Raw genomic sequence first — 18,401 nt, 5'->3', positions numbered from 1 at the left:
GTATGATCAAAATGAAATGGATCGTTGCTTGTAAATCAAGGTGCCGATGTGTTTTCAAAAACTGCAACTGACAAATTTCTTCAAATACCGCCGGAATGATTCTAAGATCATTAAATTTCTTTTCCTTGCTTCTTTTTTTGGTTAGTTTTACATTTGACATTTTCATAATGTAGCGTATATCATACAATATATAGAGCAAACAAATGTTCTTTAGCACAATATATTGTTATTTTTTCGTTGATAATATCATCTAAATGTGGTAACGTATATCAAGTACGATATTTTTAAGGGAGTTGTGAATATGACAGTGGCGCTGAATGAGAAAATGAAAATTGATGTGGAGAAGCTGAATAAAGATATCAGCCTTTTCCCGCAGGTGCATCCGATTACGGAAGATATGAAAATCACGCACAAAGGTGTTTCGCGCCTTGTAATGCTGGACAGGTATTCATTTAAAGACACTGAAAAAATTACGCTATCTGAAGGCGATTTTGTAGTGCTGACGATCAAGGAAGATCCAAAATTTCCTGCAAGAGGGCTAGGCTACATTAAAGAAATTGATTGGGAAAATAAAAAGGCAAAGGTTCAGGTCGAAGAAGAGTTTCGTCATACTCTTGAAAAGCCTGAAGAACGGGAGACGGGAATCATCGTTCGCTCTTTAGATGTCATCGAAAAACCGCTTGAAATTTTTTATGAACAAATTGCCAAAAGAAATGCAACAGGTCTTGCTGCTGTTGAAAAAACAGAAGAAAAAAGAAAAGAATGGTTTGAAAAATTTTATCAAGAGCTCGTCAATCTGCATTTTATTCCGGCTGGCCGGGTTCTTTACGGCGCAGGAGCAGGAACCGAAGTGACGTATTTTAACTGCTATGTCATGCCCTTTGTAAAAGATTCCCGTGAAGGGATCTCTGAACACCGCAAACAAGTAATGGAAATTATGAGCCGCGGAGGCGGTGTCGGCACGAACGGTTCAACATTGAGACCAAGAAACACATTAGCTCGTGGTGTAAACGGCAAATCATCAGGATCTGTGTCGTGGCTGGATGACATTGCAAAATTAACCCATCTTGTTGAACAAGGTGGCTCACGGCGAGGAGCCCAAATGATTATGCTGGCCGACTGGCATCCTGACATCATTGAATTTATCGTTTCCAAAATGCAAAACCCGCGCATTTTGCGCTACTTAATTGAAAATACAAATGATGAAGGAATTAAGAAGGCGGCTGAAGACAAGCTCAAATTTGTTCCTCTTACACAGCAAGAGCGCGACATGTATCAAGGAATTGTCAACTTTAAAAATGTTCCGGGCAAAGGAGGCTTTTCAGACGCTGTTATTAGAGAGGCGGAATTAAAGCTTCGAGTCGGAGGAACATATACTGTTCATAATCCGGAATTTTTAACAGGCGCTAACATTTCTGTCTGCTTGACGAAAGAGTTTATGGAAGCAGTGGAAGAAGATCGGGAGTATGAGCTTCGCTTCCCAGATGTAGAAAGCTACAATGATGAAGAAATGAAGATTTACAATGAAGAATGGCATAAAGTTGGCGATGTGCGCGAGTGGGAGAAAATGGGGCATCGCGTGCGCGTGTACCGCAAAATTCGCGCAAGAGAGCTTTGGAAGCTGATTAACATTTGTGCAACCTATTCAGCGGAGCCAGGTATTTTCTTCATTGACAATGCCAATGATATGACGAACGCAAGAGCATACGGTCAAAAGGTTGTTGCAACAAATCCGTGCGGTGAACAGCCTCTTGCACCATATTCCGTCTGCAACTTAGCAGCAGTAAACTTGGCGAAGATGGTCGACAAGGAAAAGAAAGCTGTTGACTATGAAAAGCTCAAACGAACTGTGGAAATCGGCGTCAGAATGCAAGATAATGTCATTGATGCTACGCCTTATTTTCTCGAAGAAAACAAAAAGCAAGCGCTGGGTGAACGGCGCATCGGCTTAGGCGTTATGGGTTTGGCGGACTTGCTTATCTACTGCGAAAAAGAATATGGAGCAGAGGACGGCAACAAGCTTGTTGATGAAGTGTTTAAGGTAATTGCAACGACCGCATACCGGGCATCAATAGAACTGGCAAAAGAAAAAGGCAGCTTCCCGTTCCTAGTCGGCGAAACGGAGGAAGAGACGCAAAAATTAAGACAAGCCTTCATTAATACAGGATATATGAAAAAAATGCCGGAAGATATTCGCGAAAACATTTTAAAATATGGTATTCGCAACTCGCATTTGCTGACGGTAGCACCGACAGGATCAACTGGCACTATGGTTGGCGTTTCTACAGGTCTTGAGCCATATTTCTCCTTCTCGTACTACCGAAGCGGGCGTCTTGGCAAATTTATTGAAGTAAAAGCGGATATCGTTCAAGAATATTTAAACGAACATCCGGAAGCTGATCCGAATCATTTACCGCATTGGTTTGTGTCAGCGATGGACTTGTCGCCTGAAGCTCATGCCGATGTGCAATGCATCATTCAACGATGGGTCGATTCAAGCCTTTCCAAAACAGTAAATGCGCCGAAAGGCTATACAGTTGATCAAGTGCAAAAAGTATATGAGCGCCTATGGAAGGGTGGAGCAAAAGGCGGAACTGTTTATGTAGACGGAAGCCGTGATACCCAAGTCCTGACATTAAAAGCGGAAGAAAATGTATTGAATGACGACATTCCGGAATCGACGAAAGAAAATGAAGGTAAAGTTGTGTTAATGAACACTGTTCAAGATTTGCGCTCAACTGATGTCACATATGGCAACGAAGTCGGCAATACATGTCCTGTTTGCCGGGAAGGAAAGGTTCAAGAAATCGGCGGCTGCAATACTTGTACAAAATGCGGTGCCCAATTGAAATGTGGATTATAATAAAGCGGCAGACTTGTTCTGCTGCTTTATTCTTGTGCGCCCGGCATGGGTGTAATCTATAGGGTGAAAGTCCCGAGCTGCGAAGGCAGAAGTAGCAGTTAGCTTAACGCAAGGGTGTCCGTGGTGACGCGGAATCTGAAGGAAGCGAGCGGCAAACTTCCGGTCTGAGGAACACGAACTTCATATGAGGCTAGGTATCACTGGGTGAGTTTGCAAGACAAAACAAAGCCCTTTCTGCCGAAGGTGATACAGAGTAAATGAAGCAGATGGATGGAAGGAAAGATTACACTCTTACCCGGGGAGGTCTGGCTGGCACGCCAAGTAACCTTGGTAACCTATCTAGTGATAGATAGCTGAACAGTCAGAAGTCAGCAGAGGTCATAGTATTAGTTGGTCTAGAACAACTAAGAAGGACCGAACAATTAAGAGAGAATAGCCCTTGGCATTCAGTGAGTCATGATGAACACAGAAAACGTAGTACCTCACTTGAGGGAGGAAGCGGTGAATCCCGTGGGAGATCTCTTGGAGGGTGGAGTGACCACTGGCATAAAGAGAACAGCTATTCACGGAAGTTATAAAGACTTGCGTCAATTATCTTAATTGAACCGCCGTATACGGAACCGTACGTACGGTGGTGTGAGAGGACGGGAGTTAATCGCTCCCTCCTACTCGATTTATTGAAAACAAACTTCTAAACATCGTTTTCCCTTCTTAAAATGTAGTAACGGAATAGTAAGGAGGGAATGCTTTGAAAATTGACGGTGTTTTTTCTGGTGGAGGGATCAAAGGCTTCGCTTTTATTGGAGCATACAAGGCCTTGGAGGAAAAAGGATTTGAATTCGCCAGGGTTGCTGGCACGAGCGCCGGTTCGATCATTGCCGCTCTCATTGCAGCCGGCTACAAAAGTGATGAAATCCTTTCTTTGATGGACAGCTTAGAGCTGCGAAAGTTTTTAGATAAAAGAAAAGGAATTATGTCATTTATGCTCATGAAATGGATCAGTGTTTATTGGCGGATGGGACTATATAAAGGACAATTTTTAGAAGAATGGATGGAAGAAAAATTAAAAGCAAAAGGAGTTTCAACATTTGCAGATTTGCCGAAAGGAAAGCTTCGTGTGATTGCCTCCGACCTTACGAACGGAAAAATTGTTGTATTGCCGGACGATTTAAGCAAATATGGAATCAATCCTAATAGATTTTCTGTTGCAAAGGCAGTCAGAATGAGCTCATGCCTCCCGTATTTTTTTGAACCTGTCAAACTATGGACGAAGGATGGCGTCAGTATTGTTGTCGATGGAGGAGTGCTCAGCAATTTCCCGATTTGGCTTTTTGATGGAAAAATAAAAAAAAGACCGATCCTCGGTTTTCAGCTTAGCGCGCATATAGAGGAAAGGCCAAGAAATGAAATAAAAAACGCTTTATCAATGTTTCACGCGTTATTTGAAACGATGAAGGAAGCGCACGATGCAAGGCATATTGCCACAAGGCATGAACGCAGCATCGTTTTTATTCCGGTTGAAAATATTTTAACGACGGAATTTAAAATTACGAATGAGAAGAAACAGGAATTAATTCAGCTCGGCAAAGAAAAAACGGAAACCTTTTTAAAAAAGTGGTCCTATTAGAAAAGAGCTCTATTTTTCTTTTTTCCTTTTTTACCTTCGATGACTGTCAAATGATTGTTTTCTCTCCGCCTTTTAGCAGAGATAGCCGTTTTGTTTTTTTTGTGGAGTACGTGCTTTTGAGCATAATGTATCTTTTTATCTTTAAATCTTTTTTTCGATCTTTTCGCAGCTTTTAAAAACTGTGAATACTCATTATTTGTACGTTTTTTCATCACTAAGCGATAAATGAGGATGATGATCCCGATGACAACCGCCCAAATAAACAATTTGAAAAAAGTCTTTGGATTGAAAAAGAGCATATAAATAAGCCCTAAACCTCCTAAAGTAGCGATAACGGCGAATACGGGATGGACGGGAAAACGGTTCATCTAAAGGCCACCTCCATCAGTCGTTTTCAAGAAAAAGAAAAGCTCTCGTTTATCAAATCAACCAATACGCTCCATTTTTTCCGTCTCTTCTTCCAATAAAAGCAGCTTTTGAAAGCTTGCAATCGCTACTTCCACTTGATCGTCTGTAGGTTCTTTTGTCGTCAGCAGCTGAAGCCATAGTCCTGGATAACCAAGATATTTTAAAACAGGCTTATGCCGCAGCTTATTTGTAAACTGCAATACTTCAAATGAAATGCCGAGAACAACCGGTATAAGAGCGATTCGGTCAACAACGCGAAGCCAAAGCGGGTCTGTCGGAACGAGCAGATACACAAATACTCCAACAATAACCGTAAACAAAATGAAACTGGAACCGCATCGATAATGAAGTCTTGATTGTTTTTGTACATTTTCAACAGTTAAAGCGAGCCCGTTTTCATAGGCGTTAATCACTTTATGCTCAGCCCCATGGTATTGAAAAACACGCTTTACTAAAGGAGTCATCGAGATGAAATAAATATAAGCAAGCAACAGCAAAAGCTTAAAAAAGCCTTCGAGCAAAATTTGCCCCACATCCGATGAGATGATCGGCCTGAACCATTCTGCGATAAACACTGGAATTAAAGTAAAGATAAATTTGCCAAGCAAAAATGACAGCACTCCGACAGCAGCAGCTCCTAAAATGAGTGAAAGCTTCGACTCTTTTTTTTCTTCTGACAATAATTTTTCATCATCGGCTGGATCAACATCGTATCGATCTGAAGAATAGCTTAAATGCTTGGAGCCGTTTGCGCTTGCTTCAATAATGGCGGCAATTCCGCGAATAAAAGGAATTTTTTTGAAGCGGGATAATATAGGATGTTTTTTTCGCGGCAATTGAAAAAAATCAATTGAATTGTCTTTTCTCCTGATCGCTGTGACGAAATGATGCTTCCCTCCAAACATAACTCCTTCAATTACCGCTTGCCCGCCATACATAGTCTTTTCGTTTTTCATGACGCACCAACCTGCCTATCTATATAATAAAAAAGCTATTGAAAAGTTTTATTTATTACTATTCTACAAAAAATTAGATGAAACCTCTAGGTTGGATGTGTCTTTTTTCCAATAGGACGGCGTGAAAAACTTTATCATTATTTAGTATGAATGAAATAAATTTTTTTATACAAAAAATAAACTTTTCATGAAAAATTCATCAAGAAAAGAAAAGTGGACATATTAAAAAAGGGAGGTGGACGGATGCTTAACAGCGAAAAAAAGAATTCTACTGGTAAGGAAAAGAAAAAAGAACCATTCCGATCCTTTTTTCTGAAAATTGTTGTCATTGGTTTTACTGGCGGAGTATTATGGAGTTTGATAGGATATTTAGCGTATGTGTTGAACTTTACGAAAATCGGGCCAAATCGAGCTCTCATGTTATTTGCCTTTGATAATTGGAAGAACGGAGTCGCTGGGCATTTTGCGGGAGCTGCCTTCATAGGCATCATTTCTATACTTACTGCATTTTTATATTATGTTCTGTTCAAAAAAGTTCGGTCAATATGGGGAGGCATTGTTTTCGGAGTCGCGCTGTGGGCCGTTGTTTTTTGCTGGCTGGGACCGGCTTTTCTAAAAATCGATCCGCTCGGTCGGCTTGGTACAAATACCATTGTCACCTCCATCTGCTTGTATGTGCTGTTTGGCGTTTTTGTCGGGTATTCCATTTCCTACGAATATGGGGAGCGTCAATCATAAACTAAATGATGAGATTATAGAACTGTGTCAGGGTCACAAGATCCAATCATAAACTAAATGATGAGAGATCAAGAATCTTATGGTAGAATGTTCATAATACTGGACATTCTTTTTTAATACATGATAGAAAGGTGTAATCGATGGAGAGAATACTTGTGATCAATGGCCCGAATTTAAATTATTTAGGCGTGAGGGAGCCTCATATTTACGGAAAAAAAACATTGGCAGATTTGGAAAATGAATTAAAATCTCTCGGTGAAAAAAAACAAGTTCAATTTTCTTTTTTTCAATCGAATCATGAAGGAGAGATTATCGATAAGCTTTATGAAGCCGATCAACAATTTGATGGAGTGATTTTAAATCCAGGAGCTTTTACTCATTACAGCTATGCGATACGGGATGCAATTGCCAGCATTTCAAAACCGGTAATTGAAGTCCATATCTCCAATACAAATCAACGGGAACCGTTCCGGCATCATTCTGTCACAGCGCCGGTGACACAAGGGCAAATAATTGGCTTAGGGTTTTACGGCTATCAATTGGCAGCTTTATCTTTACTACATTTGATCAGGGAGGAAACACATGAAGCTTGAAAAAGTTCGTTCACAAATGGAACAGTTAAATATTGACGGCATGCTCATTACAAACGAATATAACCGCCGCTATTTGACGGGATTTACAGGTACGGCCGGGGTCGCACTAGTGGCAAAAGAGGATGCATGCTTTATTACCGATTTCCGGTATGTAGAACAGTCAAAAAAACAAGTAAAGCATTTTAGAATTGTGCAGCATTCAGGATCGATTTTTGAAGAAGTCGCTGCGCAGGCGAAGAAAATGGGGATCAAAACGCTCGGGTTTGAGCAGGATCATCTTTCTTATTCAACATACACATCGTACAAGGATGTTTTAAAAGGGATTGAATTCGTTCCTGTCTCAAATATTGTGGAAAAGTTGCGCTTGATAAAGACTGATGAAGAGATTAAGATATTAAAGGAAGCCGCTGAAATCGTTGATGCTGCCTTTACACACATTTTACATATGATCCGTCCAGGTGTGAGAGAGATTGAACTAGCGAATGAGCTCGAATTTTTTATGCGAAAAAAAGGAGCAGCTTCCTCATCTTTCGATACGATTGTCGCGTCAGGCTATCGGTCAGCCCTTCCCCATGGTGTAGCAAGTGAAAAACCAATTGAAAAGGGAGAGCTTGTAACGTTTGACTTTGGCGCCTATTATAAAGGATACTGTTCAGATATGACGCGGACAATTGCTGTTGGAGATCCTGGAGATGAAATGAAAGAAATTTATAACATCGTGCTTGAAGCGCAAAAGAAAGGCGTGCGCGAAATCAAGTCTGGAATGACTGGAAGGGAAGCGGATGCTGTTACACGTACCTACATTGAGGATAAAGGGTACGGCGAATATTTCGGTCATTCAACTGGACATGGAATCGGACTTGAAATCCATGAAGGGCCGACACTATCAGCTCGCTCTGATACCGTTCTTCAGCCAGGCATGGTGGTCACGGTTGAACCTGGTATATACCTTCCAGGAAAAGGCGGGGTAAGAATTGAGGATGATATTTTGATCACTGAGCACGGAAATGAAGTGTTGACTCATTCGAAGAAAGAGCTCATCATTCTCTAGCGAGTGCCCCAATCAATGTTGTTAAAGAAAATGTAATAGGAGGACCAAATATGATTTCTGTAAATGATTTTCGTACAGGTTTAACGATTGAAGTCGATGGGGGGATTTGGCGCGTTCTTGAATTCCAGCATGTAAAGCCTGGTAAAGGGGCGGCGTTCGTTCGTTCAAAATTGCGCAACCTTCGGACAGGTGCCATCCAAGAAAAAACGTTTCGGGCTGGCGAAAAAGTAGCACGTGCTCAAATTGACACCCGGAAAATGCAATATTTGTATGCAAATGGCGATCAGCACGTTTTCATGGACACAGAATCGTATGAACAAATTGAGCTTACTTCAAAACAAATTGAATATGAGTTGAAGTTTTTGAAAGAAAATATGGAAGTATACATCATGATGTATCAAGGCGAAACAATCGGAATTGAGCTTCCGAACACGGTTGAATTAACTGTTACGGAAACAGAACCTGGCATTAAAGGGGACACTGCATCAGGCGGCTCTAAACCGGCTACGCTTGAAACAGGGCTTGTCGTGCAAGTGCCGTTTTTCGTTAATGAAGGGGACGTTATTATCGTCAATACTTCTGACGGTTCTTATGTTTCCCGTGCGTAATTATTCTTAAAAAAATAATGAAAAAAGTCAAAGAAAACGAAAAGACCCGCAGAATTCATAACTGATTTCTGTGGGTTATTTTTTTGAAAAGAAAGATTTTATAGCTATTTTCGCAATCGTTTATAAAAGACCAGAATACACAAGCTTTCCAACCTGGCCTTTTTTTGAACAGGATTCAATTACAGCTTGTCCACCTTTAATGATCCATCCACGCTTTTTTCTTTTTCCTCAATTCACTGAAAACGGCAAAAGGTATAACAATATAAATAAAAGCCGCAAGAAGCCATACAAGTCCATCATAAATTTGAACCAACATTCACTCACCACCCCCTAACTCCATTATAACTGTTAAAATCAGAAAATTCTATCAAATTCTATTGAAATGATAAATGCAAAAAAAGGAATAAGAGAAACGGTAGTCATAAAGTGGCCAAGCTTGCATACATTGAAAATAAATAAGGTATTAAAGGGGGAAGGAAGATTGAAAGAAATCATCTCAATTTTTCCCGAAACAATTGCAAATGAATTAAAGCAGCTTCCTTCTTCTTTTTTTGAACAGATGGAAGAAATTCGCATACGTTTGTACAAGCCGATTGAAATCATCGTTTTCGGCAAACCGCACTTTCTTCACTACGAGGCGACAAAAGAAGACGGGATGATGATTTTAAACAAGATCAGCCAATATTCGATTTACACACTGGAGGAAGAATTAAAGAGAGGTTTTATTACGATTGGAGGAGGGCACCGGATCGGCCTTGCTGGAAAAGTGATTACAGAAAACGGCAATGTCAAAGCCATACGGCACGTTACATCTTTTAATATCCGGATAGCAAGGGAGAAAATAGGCCTAGCTGAGCAATATATTCCTTATGTATATGAAAAAAAATGGTTAAATACGCTTATTTTTGGACCTCCCCAATCAGGAAAAACGACTCTGCTGCGCGATTTTGCCCGGATCATAAGTACTGGGGTTAAAACGATCCCGCCTCAAAAGGTCGGCATTGTGGATGAAAGATCAGAAATAGCCGGCAGTGTAAAAGGAATTCCGCAATTTACTTTTGGTCTTCGCATTGATGTATTGGACGGATGCCCGAAAGCAGAAGGGATGATGATGTTGATCCGTTCGATGAGCCCTGACATCATTATTGCTGATGAAATAGGGCGTAAGGAAGATACCGATGCATTAATGGAAGCTGTGAACAGCGGTGTTCAGCTGTTTGTGAGCGCTCATGGCGAATGCTTTGAAGATTTGCTGCACCGTCCGACCTTAAGAGAACTTATTCAATTAGGCATTTTTGACCGATACATGGAATTGGAGAAAAAAGGTACTCCAGGGACGGTTTCCCGTATATTTGGAAAAAAAGAAAAAGAGATTGTGTATAAAGCAGGTGTGAAATAGCGATGAAATTGCTAGGGTCTTTATTCATCTTATTAGCAACAACATGGATTGGGTTTGATTCGGCTAAAAGATTGACAGAGCGGACAAGACAATTGCGGCAATTAAAGGTTTCTTTGCAAAGCTTGGAAGCTGAGATCATGTACGGCCACACACCATTGCAGGATGCATCGCTTCATATTGCCAAACAGGCAGCCCCTCCGCTTTCTAATCTATTTACATTATTTTCTGAGAAATTATCGCAAGGCGACATGGATGTGAAAAGCGCATGGGAAAGCAGTCTGCTTGAAATATGGCCTTATACATCGCTGAAGGAAGGGGAATTGGAAGTTTTAAAGCAATTTGGAGAAACATTGGGGCAGCATGATTTAATCAGCCAGCAAAAGCATATTAAATTGACAATGGCTCATTTGGAAAAAGAAGAAAAAGAAGCGCTGTTTAATCAAGAGCATTACGGAAAAATGACGAAAAGCTTAGGATTTTTAGCGGGATTGCTCATTATCATTCTTTTGATGTAGCGATATAAGCTGGGAGGAGAAAGGGACATGGGTGTTGACGTCAACACAATTTTCCAAATCGCTGGAATCGGAATTATCGTTGCGTTTCTTCATACCATTTTAGATCAAATGGGGAAGAAAGAGTACGCCCAATGGGTTACGTTGTTGGGATTTATTTACATACTTTTTATGGTTGCTTCCATTGTCAACGATTTGTTCCAAAAAATTAAAGCGGTTTTTCTTTTTCAAGGATAGGAGGTTTTGGAGATTGAAATTTTTCAAATTGTCGGGCTAGGATTGATTGCAACTTTGCTCGCTCTTGTCATAAAAGAACAAAAGCCGACCTTTGCCTTTCTATTAATCGTCTTTACCGGTGTCTCCATTTTTCTTTTTTTAGTGGATCAAATTTATGAATTGATTCGAATGGTCGAAAGAATTGCGAATGAAGCAAGCATTGATTTGATTTATGTCGAAACCATTTTAAAAATCATCGGAATTGCCTATATTGCTGAATTTGGTGCGCAAATTACGAAAGATGCCGGACAAGGCTCCATTGCATCCAAAATTGAATTGGCAGGGAAAATTTTAATCTTATCTATGGCAATTCCGATCATGACGGTGATTATACAAACGATGATTAAGCTTCTCCCAAATATATAAGTTTAAGGGGGTGATGGGGATTCAGTCATCATTTTTTCGCGGCATCCTTTTTTTGGCGTTTTTTGCTTTCGCTGTGCCAAACATGGTACAAGCCTCTCAAGAGCAAAATTCATCGGCAGATCCTCCAAAAGAAGAAGCGATTCAACAAGAATATATGGCAGAACAAATGGACGAGCTTGGGATTGAGGAAATTAAAAATTTTTGGAATGACATTATGACGACATACGGAGGACTTCTTCCGGAAAGCCAGAAGGGAAGCTTGATGGATTTTATTAAAGGTGAAAAACAATTTTCTATAAAAGAGTGGGCCGTTGGCATTTTGAAATTTCTTTTACATGAAATCTTGGCAAACGGAAAGCTTCTTGGAACCATTATCATTTTAACGATATTTAGCGTTCTTCTCCAGCATTTACAAAACGCCTTTGAAGAAAAAAATGTAAGCAAAGTTGCTTATTCCATTGTTTATATGGTGCTTGTCATTTTAGCTTTAAACAGTTTTCACGTAGCCATTTCCTATGCAACGAATGCGATTAACGGGATGACAAGCTTTCTTCTAGCCTTAATTCCGATGTTAATAGCTTTAATGGCGTCATCTGGAGGAGTTGCTTCGGCTGCATTTTTTCACCCCATTACCATTTTCTTGATGAACGGAAGCGGTTTGTTGATTGAAAAAATTGTTCTCCCTCTGCTGTTTTTGTCTTCTTTGTTATTTTTAATCAGCACGATGACGGATCAATATAAAGTTACTCAGCTTGCTCAGCTGTTCAGAAGCATTAGCATCTGGCTTTTAGGCATTTTCTTAACCATTTTTTTAGGAGTGATTTCTGTCCAGGGGGCGACGGCAGCTGTGACAGACGGGATCGCCTTGCGGACGACAAAGTTTATAACGGGAAACTTTATACCTGTGCTTGGAAAAATGTTTACGGAAGCGGCTGATACGCTCTTCAGCGCATCGATGCTGTTAAAAAACACAATTGGCGTCATTGGTGTTGCCATTCTCTTTTTGATCACCATTTTTCCGGCAATGAAAGTACTGGCGATTGCCTTCATCTATAAATTTGCCGCAGCCGTTTTGCAGCCTTTAGGGCCGGGAGAGATTATCTCCTGTTTAGACATCATCTCCAAGAGCATCATCTATATACTAGCGGCACTGATCCTTGTATCGTTCATGTTTTTTTTAAGCATTACAGTTATTATCGCAGCGAGCAATGTCACCATGATGGTTCGATAGGAGTGGTGGTATATGTCATTCATCACCGAATGGGTCACTAATATCATATTATTTATTTTTATTGCCATTATTTTAGATATGCTGCTGCCGAGATCCGCAATGCAAAAATATGTAAAAGTCGTTGTTAGTTTATTATTAGTGTCTGTCATTCTTACGCCGATTTTAAAAATATTTTCCTATGATTTTCCGAACTTGTTATCCGAGGAGCTGCTGAACTCGGAAGCAAAAGAAGATTCAATAAAAAAATCAATAGAATTTAAGAAAAATGAAATACAAGCTAACAACCGTGCATATATTTTAGAACAAATGGCTGTCCAAATGAAAAATTTAGCGGAAGAGGAGCTGGTAGAAAACTATGGTTTAAAGGTTCAAAAAATTCATCTTTCGGTTGATGAAACAAAAGAGAAGATTGAATCAGAAAACGATTTAAAGCAAGTTACAGTTTTCGTGGAAGAAAAAGATCTTCCCCACACGGTTGAAACGGTTAAACCGGTTGAAATCAACATGAACGAAGAAGACAAAAAAATGCTCGCAAATGAAAACGAAATAATTGCCCAGCTTGCTGAAACATGGGGAGTATCGAAAGAAAAAATTTCGATTGAAATGGAAGGAGGCGGCCTAAGTGAATGATAGGAAAAATTTTTTGCAGCGACTAGCCTCTCTTCTTCCCGGACGAAATATGCTCAAAAAATCAGCCACCTATCCATTCATGCTTATACTTTTGACGCTTGGAATCGCTTTTATGCTGATCGGCAGTTTTTTATCCGGCGAAAGCAAAACAGTAGAAACGATAAACACCGCTGCAGAAGAAGAGGATGTTGAGCCCGCATTTAAACAAACAACAAGTGAAAAAGGAACAATTGAACGTTATGAACAGCAGTATGCAAATGAGCTAAAAGGAGCGCTTCAGTCCATTTCAGGCGTAGGTGAGGTAGAAGTTATTGTCAATGTTGACTCTTCATCTGAAAGTGTGTTGGAAAAAAATCGCTCGATTCAAAACCAAACGACAGATGAGACGGACCGTGAAGGCGGAAAGCGGCAGGTGGAAGATAAATCTGTTGACGAACAAGTGGTAATCATTCGAAAAGGGGATCAAGAATCGCCCATCGTTGTAAAAACCGAAAAGCCGAAAATACGCGGGGTGTTAGTAGTAGCAAAAGGTGCTGAAAACGTTCAAATTAAAAAAATGATCACCGATGCAGTTACAAGGGTGCTTGATGTCGATAGTCATAGAGTAGCCGTATTGCCAAAAAAGTAAAGGAGGATGCTTGACATGTTAAAAAAACAAACTGTTTGGTTATTAACCATGTTAAGTTTAGTTGTTGTGCTGTCCGTTTATTACATTACATCTCCTGAAGGAGGATCTTCCCCTGATGTGGTGTTGACGGATACAGAGACGAATTCGAATGAAAAAGAAAGCGGAAATGACAATAATAAAGAACAAACAGAGCAACAAAAAACTGATGCGAAGCAGCAAGAAAAAGAACAATCGAGCAAGCAGTCCAGCTCAGAAGATGGATCGGTAGTCTCCACAATAACGGACGATGATTTATTTACTGCGCTGAGAATGGAAGTGGAAGATGAAAGAAGTGAACGCAAGCAGGAGCTGGAGACAATTATTGGGTCCAATGATGTCTCATCTGAGGAAAAAAACAATGCATATGAGGAGATGCGCGAATTATCCAAGCTGTCAGAGAAAGAGAAGGTATTAGAAACACTTATCAAAACAAAAGGCTACGAGGATGCATTAGTTCGCGCTGATGGAGACAAGGTGAGAATTACCGTAAAAGCGAAAGAACACTCCCCGCAGCAAGCAAACGAACTGATTCAATTGGTGAAGGATGAAATCCAGTCCATGCAAGATGTTGCCGTAACATTTGAAATAGCAAAGTAACATGACTCCCCGAAAAAAATCGGGGATTTTTTCATGTGAAGAAAAAGCTGCTTTGAATTGTTTGCTCATATTTTTAATAGTTATTGAATTTTAGCAAAAAGTTATCGTATCATAAATGATAGCTACTTTTAATACTTGATGATAATATCTAGCAAATTGGAATTCATTTTAAGGAGTGTTTTTTCATGTTAAATTTTAAAGAAATAAAGGAAATCATCAAATTGATCGATGATTCATCCATTGATGAATTTACATATGAAAGCGAAGGGGCAAAGGTCCAATTAAAAAAAACTGCGGCTCGCGCTAATCAGCATGTTGTCTATAACAATGCTTCTGAAATTCAAGCTTTGCCAAAGCAGCCAGCTGCTGAATCTTTAGAACAGCCGAAAAAAGAGGTGCATTTGCCGAAAGAAGAAAGCGAGCAGAAAACAGAAAATTTACATAAAATTACTTCACCGATGGTCGGCACATTTTATGCTGCTCCAAACCCAGATGCAGATCCTTATGTTACAATAGGATCAAAAGTAAAAGAGAATACCGTTGTTTGCATTGTAGAGGCAATGAAATTATTTAATGAGATTGAAGCGGAAGTAAAAGGCGAAATTGTCGACATTTTAGTTGAGAACGGTCAGCTTGTTGAATACGGACAACCATTATTCCTTGTAAAACCAGAGTGAGGGAAAGAAAATGTTTAAAAAATTGCTGATAGCAAACAGAGGAGAAATTGCAGTAAGAATCATACGCGCCTGCAAGGAATTAGGGATCGAAACAGTCGCCATATATTCTGAGGCGGATAAAGACTCCTTGCATGTTCAGCTTGCAGATGAAGCGTATTGCATAGGACCGACTGCATCTAAAGACAGCTATTTAAACTTTACGAACATCGTGAGTGTAGCGACGCTGACTGGATCAGAAGCCATTCATCCAGGCTACGGATTTTTGGCAGAAAACGCTGATTTCGCCGAGCTTTGCAATGATTGCAACATTGTTTTTGTAGGCCCTAGTCCAGAAGCAATCACAAAAATGGGAAAAAAAGATGTTGCTAGGGAAACAATGCGGCAGGCGGGTGTTCCGATTGTGCCTGGGTCAAAAGGGATCATTAAAAGCGAAGAGGAAGCAGTTGAGATCGCAAATCAAATCGGTTATCCAGTCATTATTAAAGCAGCCGCCGGAGGCGGAGGAAAAGGAATACGCGTTGCGAATGACGAAGAAAGCTTGCGGAAAGGGATCCAAATTACTCAGCAGGAAGCGCAAACAGCATTTGGAAACCCAGGCGTTTACATTGAAAAATGTATTGAAGATTTCCGCCATGTTGAAATCCAAATTCTTGCCGATCACCATGGAAACGTCGTTCATTTAGGTGAAAGGGACTGCAGCATTCAAAGGCGCTTACAAAAGCTGGTGGAAGAAACTCCTTCTCCTGCACTATCTGATAAAATGCGACATAAAATGGGGGAAGCGGCTGTAAAAGCAGCCAAAGCGGTGCGTTATTCCGGTGCAGGTACAGTGGAATTCATTTTTGATTATAAAAATGAGCAATTTTATTTCATGGAAATGAATACCCGCATTCAAGTTGAGCATCCTGTTACTGAAATGGTCACAGGCATTGACCTGATCAAAGAGCAGATCAAGATTGCAGCAAACGAACCACTAAGCTTTGAACAGAAAGACATTACATTTAACGGCTGGGCGATCGAATGTAGAATTAACGCAGAAAACCCGGAAAAGAATTTTATGCCTTCAGCTGGTAAAATCGAAATGTACCTGCCTCCGGGCGGACCGGGTGTCCGCATTGATTCTGCCTGCTACCCTGGCTATTCCATTCCGCCATATTATGATTCAATGGTCGCAAAGCTGATTACACACGGAGCGACAAGGGAAGAAGCGATAGCCAAAATGAAAAGAGCTTTAAGTGAATTTGTTATAGAAGGAGTGCATACAACCATACCTTTCCACCTGAAATTAATGGATCATGAAAAATTTATCAGCGGGGAGTTCAACACTAGATTTCTTGAAAATTATAAAATCATGTCATAATTTTGGAGGTGTACTATTTGAAAGATACAGGATTGGAAATGAATCATGAAGCAAGCTTTGGAAAAGTGGAAATCGCTCCGGAAGTCATTGAAGTCATCGCCGGAATTGCCGCATCTGAAATAGAAGGGGTAGCCCAAATGCGCGGCAATTTCGCTTCAGGAGTCGCTGAACGCTTTGGCAAAAAAAATCATGGTAAAGGCGTAAAAGTAGACTTAGGTGAAGAAGGCATTGTCATTGATGTATATTGTGTCATGAATTTCGGGGTTTCCATTCCGGCTGTTGCACAGAAAGTACAAGAAAACATTCGTCAAACGCTTTTAACGATGACGGCGCTTGAAATCAACGAAATCAACATTCATGTAGTGGGCATTCAGTTTGAAACGAAGACGGAAGAGCCTGAAATTCAAGAGGAAATGTAAAGGCGGAGGATATCCTCCCCTTTTTTGTTTAAAATAAAGAATAATAAGAAAGATTCTGAAATTTCTTTTCGGATGAACTTTCATATGTGATACAAGAGGCAGTTATGATATGATTCATATATGACATTTCGACATAGTTTGAAAAAAGGAGCAAAAAGATGAAACGGAGAACAGCTAGGAAAAAGGCATTGCAGGCACTGTTTCAAATTGACTTGGCTGAAGCGCTTCCTGAGGAAGCCATCAATCATGTTTTGGACGGTAATGAACATGATCCATTTTTAAATAAGCTTGTACTCGGAACGGTTGAACATCAAAACGAAATTGACGAATTGATAAAAAGGAATTTAACCAATTGGAAATTGGAAAGATTGGCTAACATTGACCGTGCCATTTTGCGTTTAGCTGTATATGAGATGAAATATGAACCGGATATTCCGTTCAATGTAACAATTGATGAAGCGATTGAACTTGCTAAAATGTTCGGAGATGTTCAGTCGAGCAAATTTGTAAATGGTGTCCTCTCAAGTATAAAAGAAGAGTTAGAAAAAAAAGCTTAGGAGGAAAAAGATGGTGGCGACGATTATTGACGGAAAAGAATTGGCAAAAGAAATGCGAAGCGAGTTAAAAAAAGAAGTGGAACAATTAAAGGAAAAAGGGGTAACACCCGGCCTTGCCATTATTTTAGTTGGGAATAATCCTGCTTCCCTTTCTTACATTAAGGGGAAGCAAAAAGCTTCGGAGGAAATCGGCGTTTCTTTTAAGCTGGAACATTTGGAGGAGTCGATTTCACAAGAAGAACTGCTTGAAGTGATAGAAAAATATAATCAGGACGATCGTTATGACGGAATTCTTGTTCAGCTTCCGTTACCTGACCATATTGATGAAACAGCAGTCATTGAAAAAATTTCTCCAGAAAAAGATGTGGATGGCTTTCATCCGATTAATGTTGGACGCATGATGACGGGACAGGATGCGTTTTTGCCGTGCACACCGGCCGGAATTGTTGAAATGATCAAATCTGCAAATATCGAAATTGCCGGAAAGCATGTTGTCGTTGTTGGCAGAAGCAATATTGTCGGAAAACCGGTCGGACAATTGCTTCTAAACGAAAATGCAACGGTTACATATTGCCATTCGAAAACGAAAAATTTGCGGGAGCATACGATCCAAGGAGATATTTTAATCGTTGCTGTCGGGCGTCCTCATTTCATAGGTGCTGATCATATTAAAGAAGGTGCAGTCGTAATAGATGTTGGCGTCAATAGACTTGAGAACGGAAAACTTGTAGGCGATGTAAAATTTGATGAGGCAAAAGAAAAAGCAAGCGCCATTACTCCTGTTCCCGGCGGAGTAGGTCCAATGACGATTACGATGCTGGTTTATAATACGGTTAAATCCGCAAAGAAGCGGGTACGTCCATAAA

At 40.2% G+C, this 18,401-nt stretch carries 21 protein-coding genes; 19 read left to right on the top strand and 2 right to left on the bottom strand.

Annotation, left to right across the window (positions count from 1 at the left end; translation table 11 throughout):
• The first annotated feature begins 301 nt into the window (after window positions 1-301).
• Both NSQ41_RS13020 and NSQ41_RS13015 read left to right on the top strand, forming a co-directional pair.
• Window positions 302-2,863 (top strand): vitamin B12-dependent ribonucleotide reductase, encoded by a 2,562-nt coding sequence (locus NSQ41_RS13020; RefSeq protein ID WP_063388108.1) that lies wholly within the window; start codon window positions 302-304, stop codon window positions 2,861-2,863.
• Between the two features lie 748 nt (window positions 2,864-3,611).
• On the top strand, window positions 3,612-4,490 hold the full coding sequence (locus NSQ41_RS13015) for a patatin-like phospholipase family protein (RefSeq protein WP_066247600.1): 879 nt from the start codon (window positions 3,612-3,614) through the stop codon (window positions 4,488-4,490).
• On the opposite strand, the gene NSQ41_RS13010 is transcribed toward NSQ41_RS13015, so the two are convergent.
• Both NSQ41_RS13010 and NSQ41_RS13005 read right to left on the bottom strand, forming a co-directional pair.
• On the bottom strand, window positions 4,487-4,858 hold the full coding sequence (locus tag NSQ41_RS13010; RefSeq protein WP_066247602.1) for an SA1362 family protein: 372 nt from the start codon (window positions 4,856-4,858) through the stop codon (window positions 4,487-4,489). The genes NSQ41_RS13015 and NSQ41_RS13010 overlap by 4 nt on opposite strands.
• A 57-nt stretch (window positions 4,859-4,915) precedes the next feature.
• A complete protein-coding gene (locus tag NSQ41_RS13005; protein ID WP_066247604.1) occupies window positions 4,916-5,854 on the bottom strand; it encodes a DUF1385 domain-containing protein in 939 nt (312 codons plus the stop codon).
• A gap of 243 nt (window positions 5,855-6,097) precedes the next feature.
• Here NSQ41_RS13005 and NSQ41_RS13000 point away from each other — a divergent pair, with 243 nt between their 5' ends.
• From NSQ41_RS13000 to folD, 17 genes are all read left to right on the top strand, one after another.
• Window positions 6,098-6,592 carry a YqhR family membrane protein gene (locus NSQ41_RS13000; protein ID WP_063388112.1) on the top strand — a complete coding sequence of 165 codons (495 nt, stop codon included), beginning with the start codon at window positions 6,098-6,100 and terminating at the stop codon, window positions 6,590-6,592.
• A 140-nt stretch (window positions 6,593-6,732) separates the two neighbouring features.
• Window positions 6,733-7,185, top strand: a complete 453-nt coding sequence (gene aroQ / locus NSQ41_RS12995; RefSeq protein ID WP_063388113.1) for a type II 3-dehydroquinate dehydratase — start codon at window positions 6,733-6,735, stop codon at window positions 7,183-7,185.
• A complete protein-coding gene (locus NSQ41_RS12990; protein WP_094246194.1) occupies window positions 7,175-8,236 on the top strand; it encodes a Xaa-Pro peptidase family protein in 1,062 nt (353 codons plus the stop codon). The genes aroQ and NSQ41_RS12990 overlap by 11 nt, the downstream gene beginning before the upstream one ends.
• A gap of 50 nt (window positions 8,237-8,286) precedes the next feature.
• Entirely contained in the window at window positions 8,287-8,844 is a 558-nt protein-coding gene (efp, locus tag NSQ41_RS12985) for an elongation factor P (protein ID WP_063388115.1), read from the top strand.
• Between the two features lie 481 nt (window positions 8,845-9,325).
• Window positions 9,326-10,243, top strand: coding sequence for a stage III sporulation protein AA (gene spoIIIAA / locus NSQ41_RS12980; protein ID WP_327873846.1), 918 nt, complete (start codon window positions 9,326-9,328; stop codon window positions 10,241-10,243).
• 2 nt (window positions 10,244-10,245) lie between these two features.
• Complete coding sequence (spoIIIAB, locus tag NSQ41_RS12975; RefSeq protein WP_066247606.1) at window positions 10,246-10,758, top strand: stage III sporulation protein SpoIIIAB; 513 nt, start codon at window positions 10,246-10,248, stop codon at window positions 10,756-10,758.
• 27 nt (window positions 10,759-10,785) lie between these two features.
• Window positions 10,786-10,992, top strand: coding sequence for a stage III sporulation protein AC (gene spoIIIAC, locus NSQ41_RS12970; protein ID WP_063388118.1), 207 nt, complete (start codon window positions 10,786-10,788; stop codon window positions 10,990-10,992).
• 6 nt (window positions 10,993-10,998) lie between these two features.
• Complete coding sequence (spoIIIAD, locus tag NSQ41_RS12965) at window positions 10,999-11,397, top strand: stage III sporulation protein AD (protein WP_094246193.1); 399 nt, start codon at window positions 10,999-11,001, stop codon at window positions 11,395-11,397.
• Window positions 11,398-11,479: 82 nt separating this feature from the next.
• A complete protein-coding gene (gene spoIIIAE / locus NSQ41_RS12960; protein ID WP_311067360.1) occupies window positions 11,480-12,628 on the top strand; it encodes a stage III sporulation protein AE in 1,149 nt (382 codons plus the stop codon).
• A 12-nt stretch (window positions 12,629-12,640) separates the two neighbouring features.
• Window positions 12,641-13,258, top strand: coding sequence for a stage III sporulation protein AF (spoIIIAF, locus tag NSQ41_RS12955; protein WP_063388120.1), 618 nt, complete (start codon window positions 12,641-12,643; stop codon window positions 13,256-13,258).
• The gene (gene spoIIIAG / locus NSQ41_RS12950; protein WP_242009268.1) at window positions 13,251-13,886 is read left to right on the top strand and encodes a stage III sporulation protein AG; all 636 of its coding nucleotides are present in this window, start codon (window positions 13,251-13,253) and stop codon (window positions 13,884-13,886) included. The genes spoIIIAF and spoIIIAG overlap by 8 nt, the downstream gene beginning before the upstream one ends.
• 15 nt (window positions 13,887-13,901) lie before the next feature.
• The gene (locus NSQ41_RS12945; protein ID WP_066247608.1) at window positions 13,902-14,522 is read left to right on the top strand and encodes a SpoIIIAH-like family protein; all 621 of its coding nucleotides are present in this window, start codon (window positions 13,902-13,904) and stop codon (window positions 14,520-14,522) included.
• Between the two features lie 185 nt (window positions 14,523-14,707).
• Window positions 14,708-15,199: an acetyl-CoA carboxylase biotin carboxyl carrier protein gene (gene accB, locus NSQ41_RS12940; protein WP_066247610.1), complete on the top strand. Its 492-nt coding sequence runs from the start codon at window positions 14,708-14,710 to the stop codon at window positions 15,197-15,199.
• A 10-nt stretch (window positions 15,200-15,209) separates the two neighbouring features.
• A complete protein-coding gene (gene accC, locus NSQ41_RS12935) occupies window positions 15,210-16,559 on the top strand; it encodes an acetyl-CoA carboxylase biotin carboxylase subunit (protein WP_063388123.1) in 1,350 nt (449 codons plus the stop codon).
• Window positions 16,560-16,576: 17 nt separating this feature from the next.
• A complete protein-coding gene (locus NSQ41_RS12930) occupies window positions 16,577-16,978 on the top strand; it encodes an Asp23/Gls24 family envelope stress response protein (protein ID WP_063388124.1) in 402 nt (133 codons plus the stop codon).
• Between the two features lie 158 nt (window positions 16,979-17,136).
• Entirely contained in the window at window positions 17,137-17,535 is a 399-nt protein-coding gene (gene nusB, locus NSQ41_RS12925) for a transcription antitermination factor NusB (RefSeq protein WP_063388125.1), read from the top strand.
• Window positions 17,536-17,545: 10 nt separating this feature from the next.
• Window positions 17,546-18,400, top strand: a complete 855-nt coding sequence (folD, locus tag NSQ41_RS12920; protein WP_063388126.1) for a bifunctional methylenetetrahydrofolate dehydrogenase/methenyltetrahydrofolate cyclohydrolase FolD — start codon at window positions 17,546-17,548, stop codon at window positions 18,398-18,400.
• Window position 18,401 lies beyond the last annotated feature (1 nt).

The organism is Aeribacillus sp. FSL K6-8210 (genome assembly GCF_037963925.1).
Lineage (GTDB): Bacteria > Bacillota > Bacilli > Bacillales > Aeribacillaceae > Aeribacillus > Aeribacillus composti.
This window is presented reverse-complemented; position numbering and strand designations above follow the sequence as displayed.

Coding starts and splice junctions, on each gene's coding strand:
- NSQ41_RS13005 (WP_066247604.1), bottom strand. CDS start 5,854: ATGAAAAACGAAAAGACTATGTATGGCGGGCAAGCGGTAATTGAAGGA.
- NSQ41_RS12990 (WP_094246194.1), top strand. CDS start 7,175: ATGAAGCTTGAAAAAGTTCGTTCACAAATGGAACAGTTAAATATTGAC.
- spoIIIAC (WP_063388118.1), top strand. CDS start 10,786: ATGGGTGTTGACGTCAACACAATTTTCCAAATCGCTGGAATCGGAATT.
- NSQ41_RS12945 (WP_066247608.1), top strand. CDS start 13,902: ATGTTAAAAAAACAAACTGTTTGGTTATTAACCATGTTAAGTTTAGTT.
- NSQ41_RS13010 (WP_066247602.1), bottom strand. CDS start 4,858: ATGAACCGTTTTCCCGTCCATCCCGTATTCGCCGTTATCGCTACTTTA.
- accC (WP_063388123.1), top strand. CDS start 15,210: ATGTTTAAAAAATTGCTGATAGCAAACAGAGGAGAAATTGCAGTAAGA.
- NSQ41_RS13000 (WP_063388112.1), top strand. CDS start 6,098: ATGCTTAACAGCGAAAAAAAGAATTCTACTGGTAAGGAAAAGAAAAAA.
- spoIIIAB (WP_066247606.1), top strand. CDS start 10,246: ATGAAATTGCTAGGGTCTTTATTCATCTTATTAGCAACAACATGGATT.
- spoIIIAF (WP_063388120.1), top strand. CDS start 12,641: ATGTCATTCATCACCGAATGGGTCACTAATATCATATTATTTATTTTT.
- spoIIIAE (WP_311067360.1), top strand. CDS start 11,480: ATGGTACAAGCCTCTCAAGAGCAAAATTCATCGGCAGATCCTCCAAAA.
- accB (WP_066247610.1), top strand. CDS start 14,708: ATGTTAAATTTTAAAGAAATAAAGGAAATCATCAAATTGATCGATGAT.
- efp (WP_063388115.1), top strand. CDS start 8,287: ATGATTTCTGTAAATGATTTTCGTACAGGTTTAACGATTGAAGTCGAT.
- nusB (WP_063388125.1), top strand. CDS start 17,137: ATGAAACGGAGAACAGCTAGGAAAAAGGCATTGCAGGCACTGTTTCAA.
- aroQ (WP_063388113.1), top strand. CDS start 6,733: ATGGAGAGAATACTTGTGATCAATGGCCCGAATTTAAATTATTTAGGC.
- folD (WP_063388126.1), top strand. CDS start 17,546: ATGGTGGCGACGATTATTGACGGAAAAGAATTGGCAAAAGAAATGCGA.
- NSQ41_RS13020 (WP_063388108.1), top strand. CDS start 302: ATGACAGTGGCGCTGAATGAGAAAATGAAAATTGATGTGGAGAAGCTG.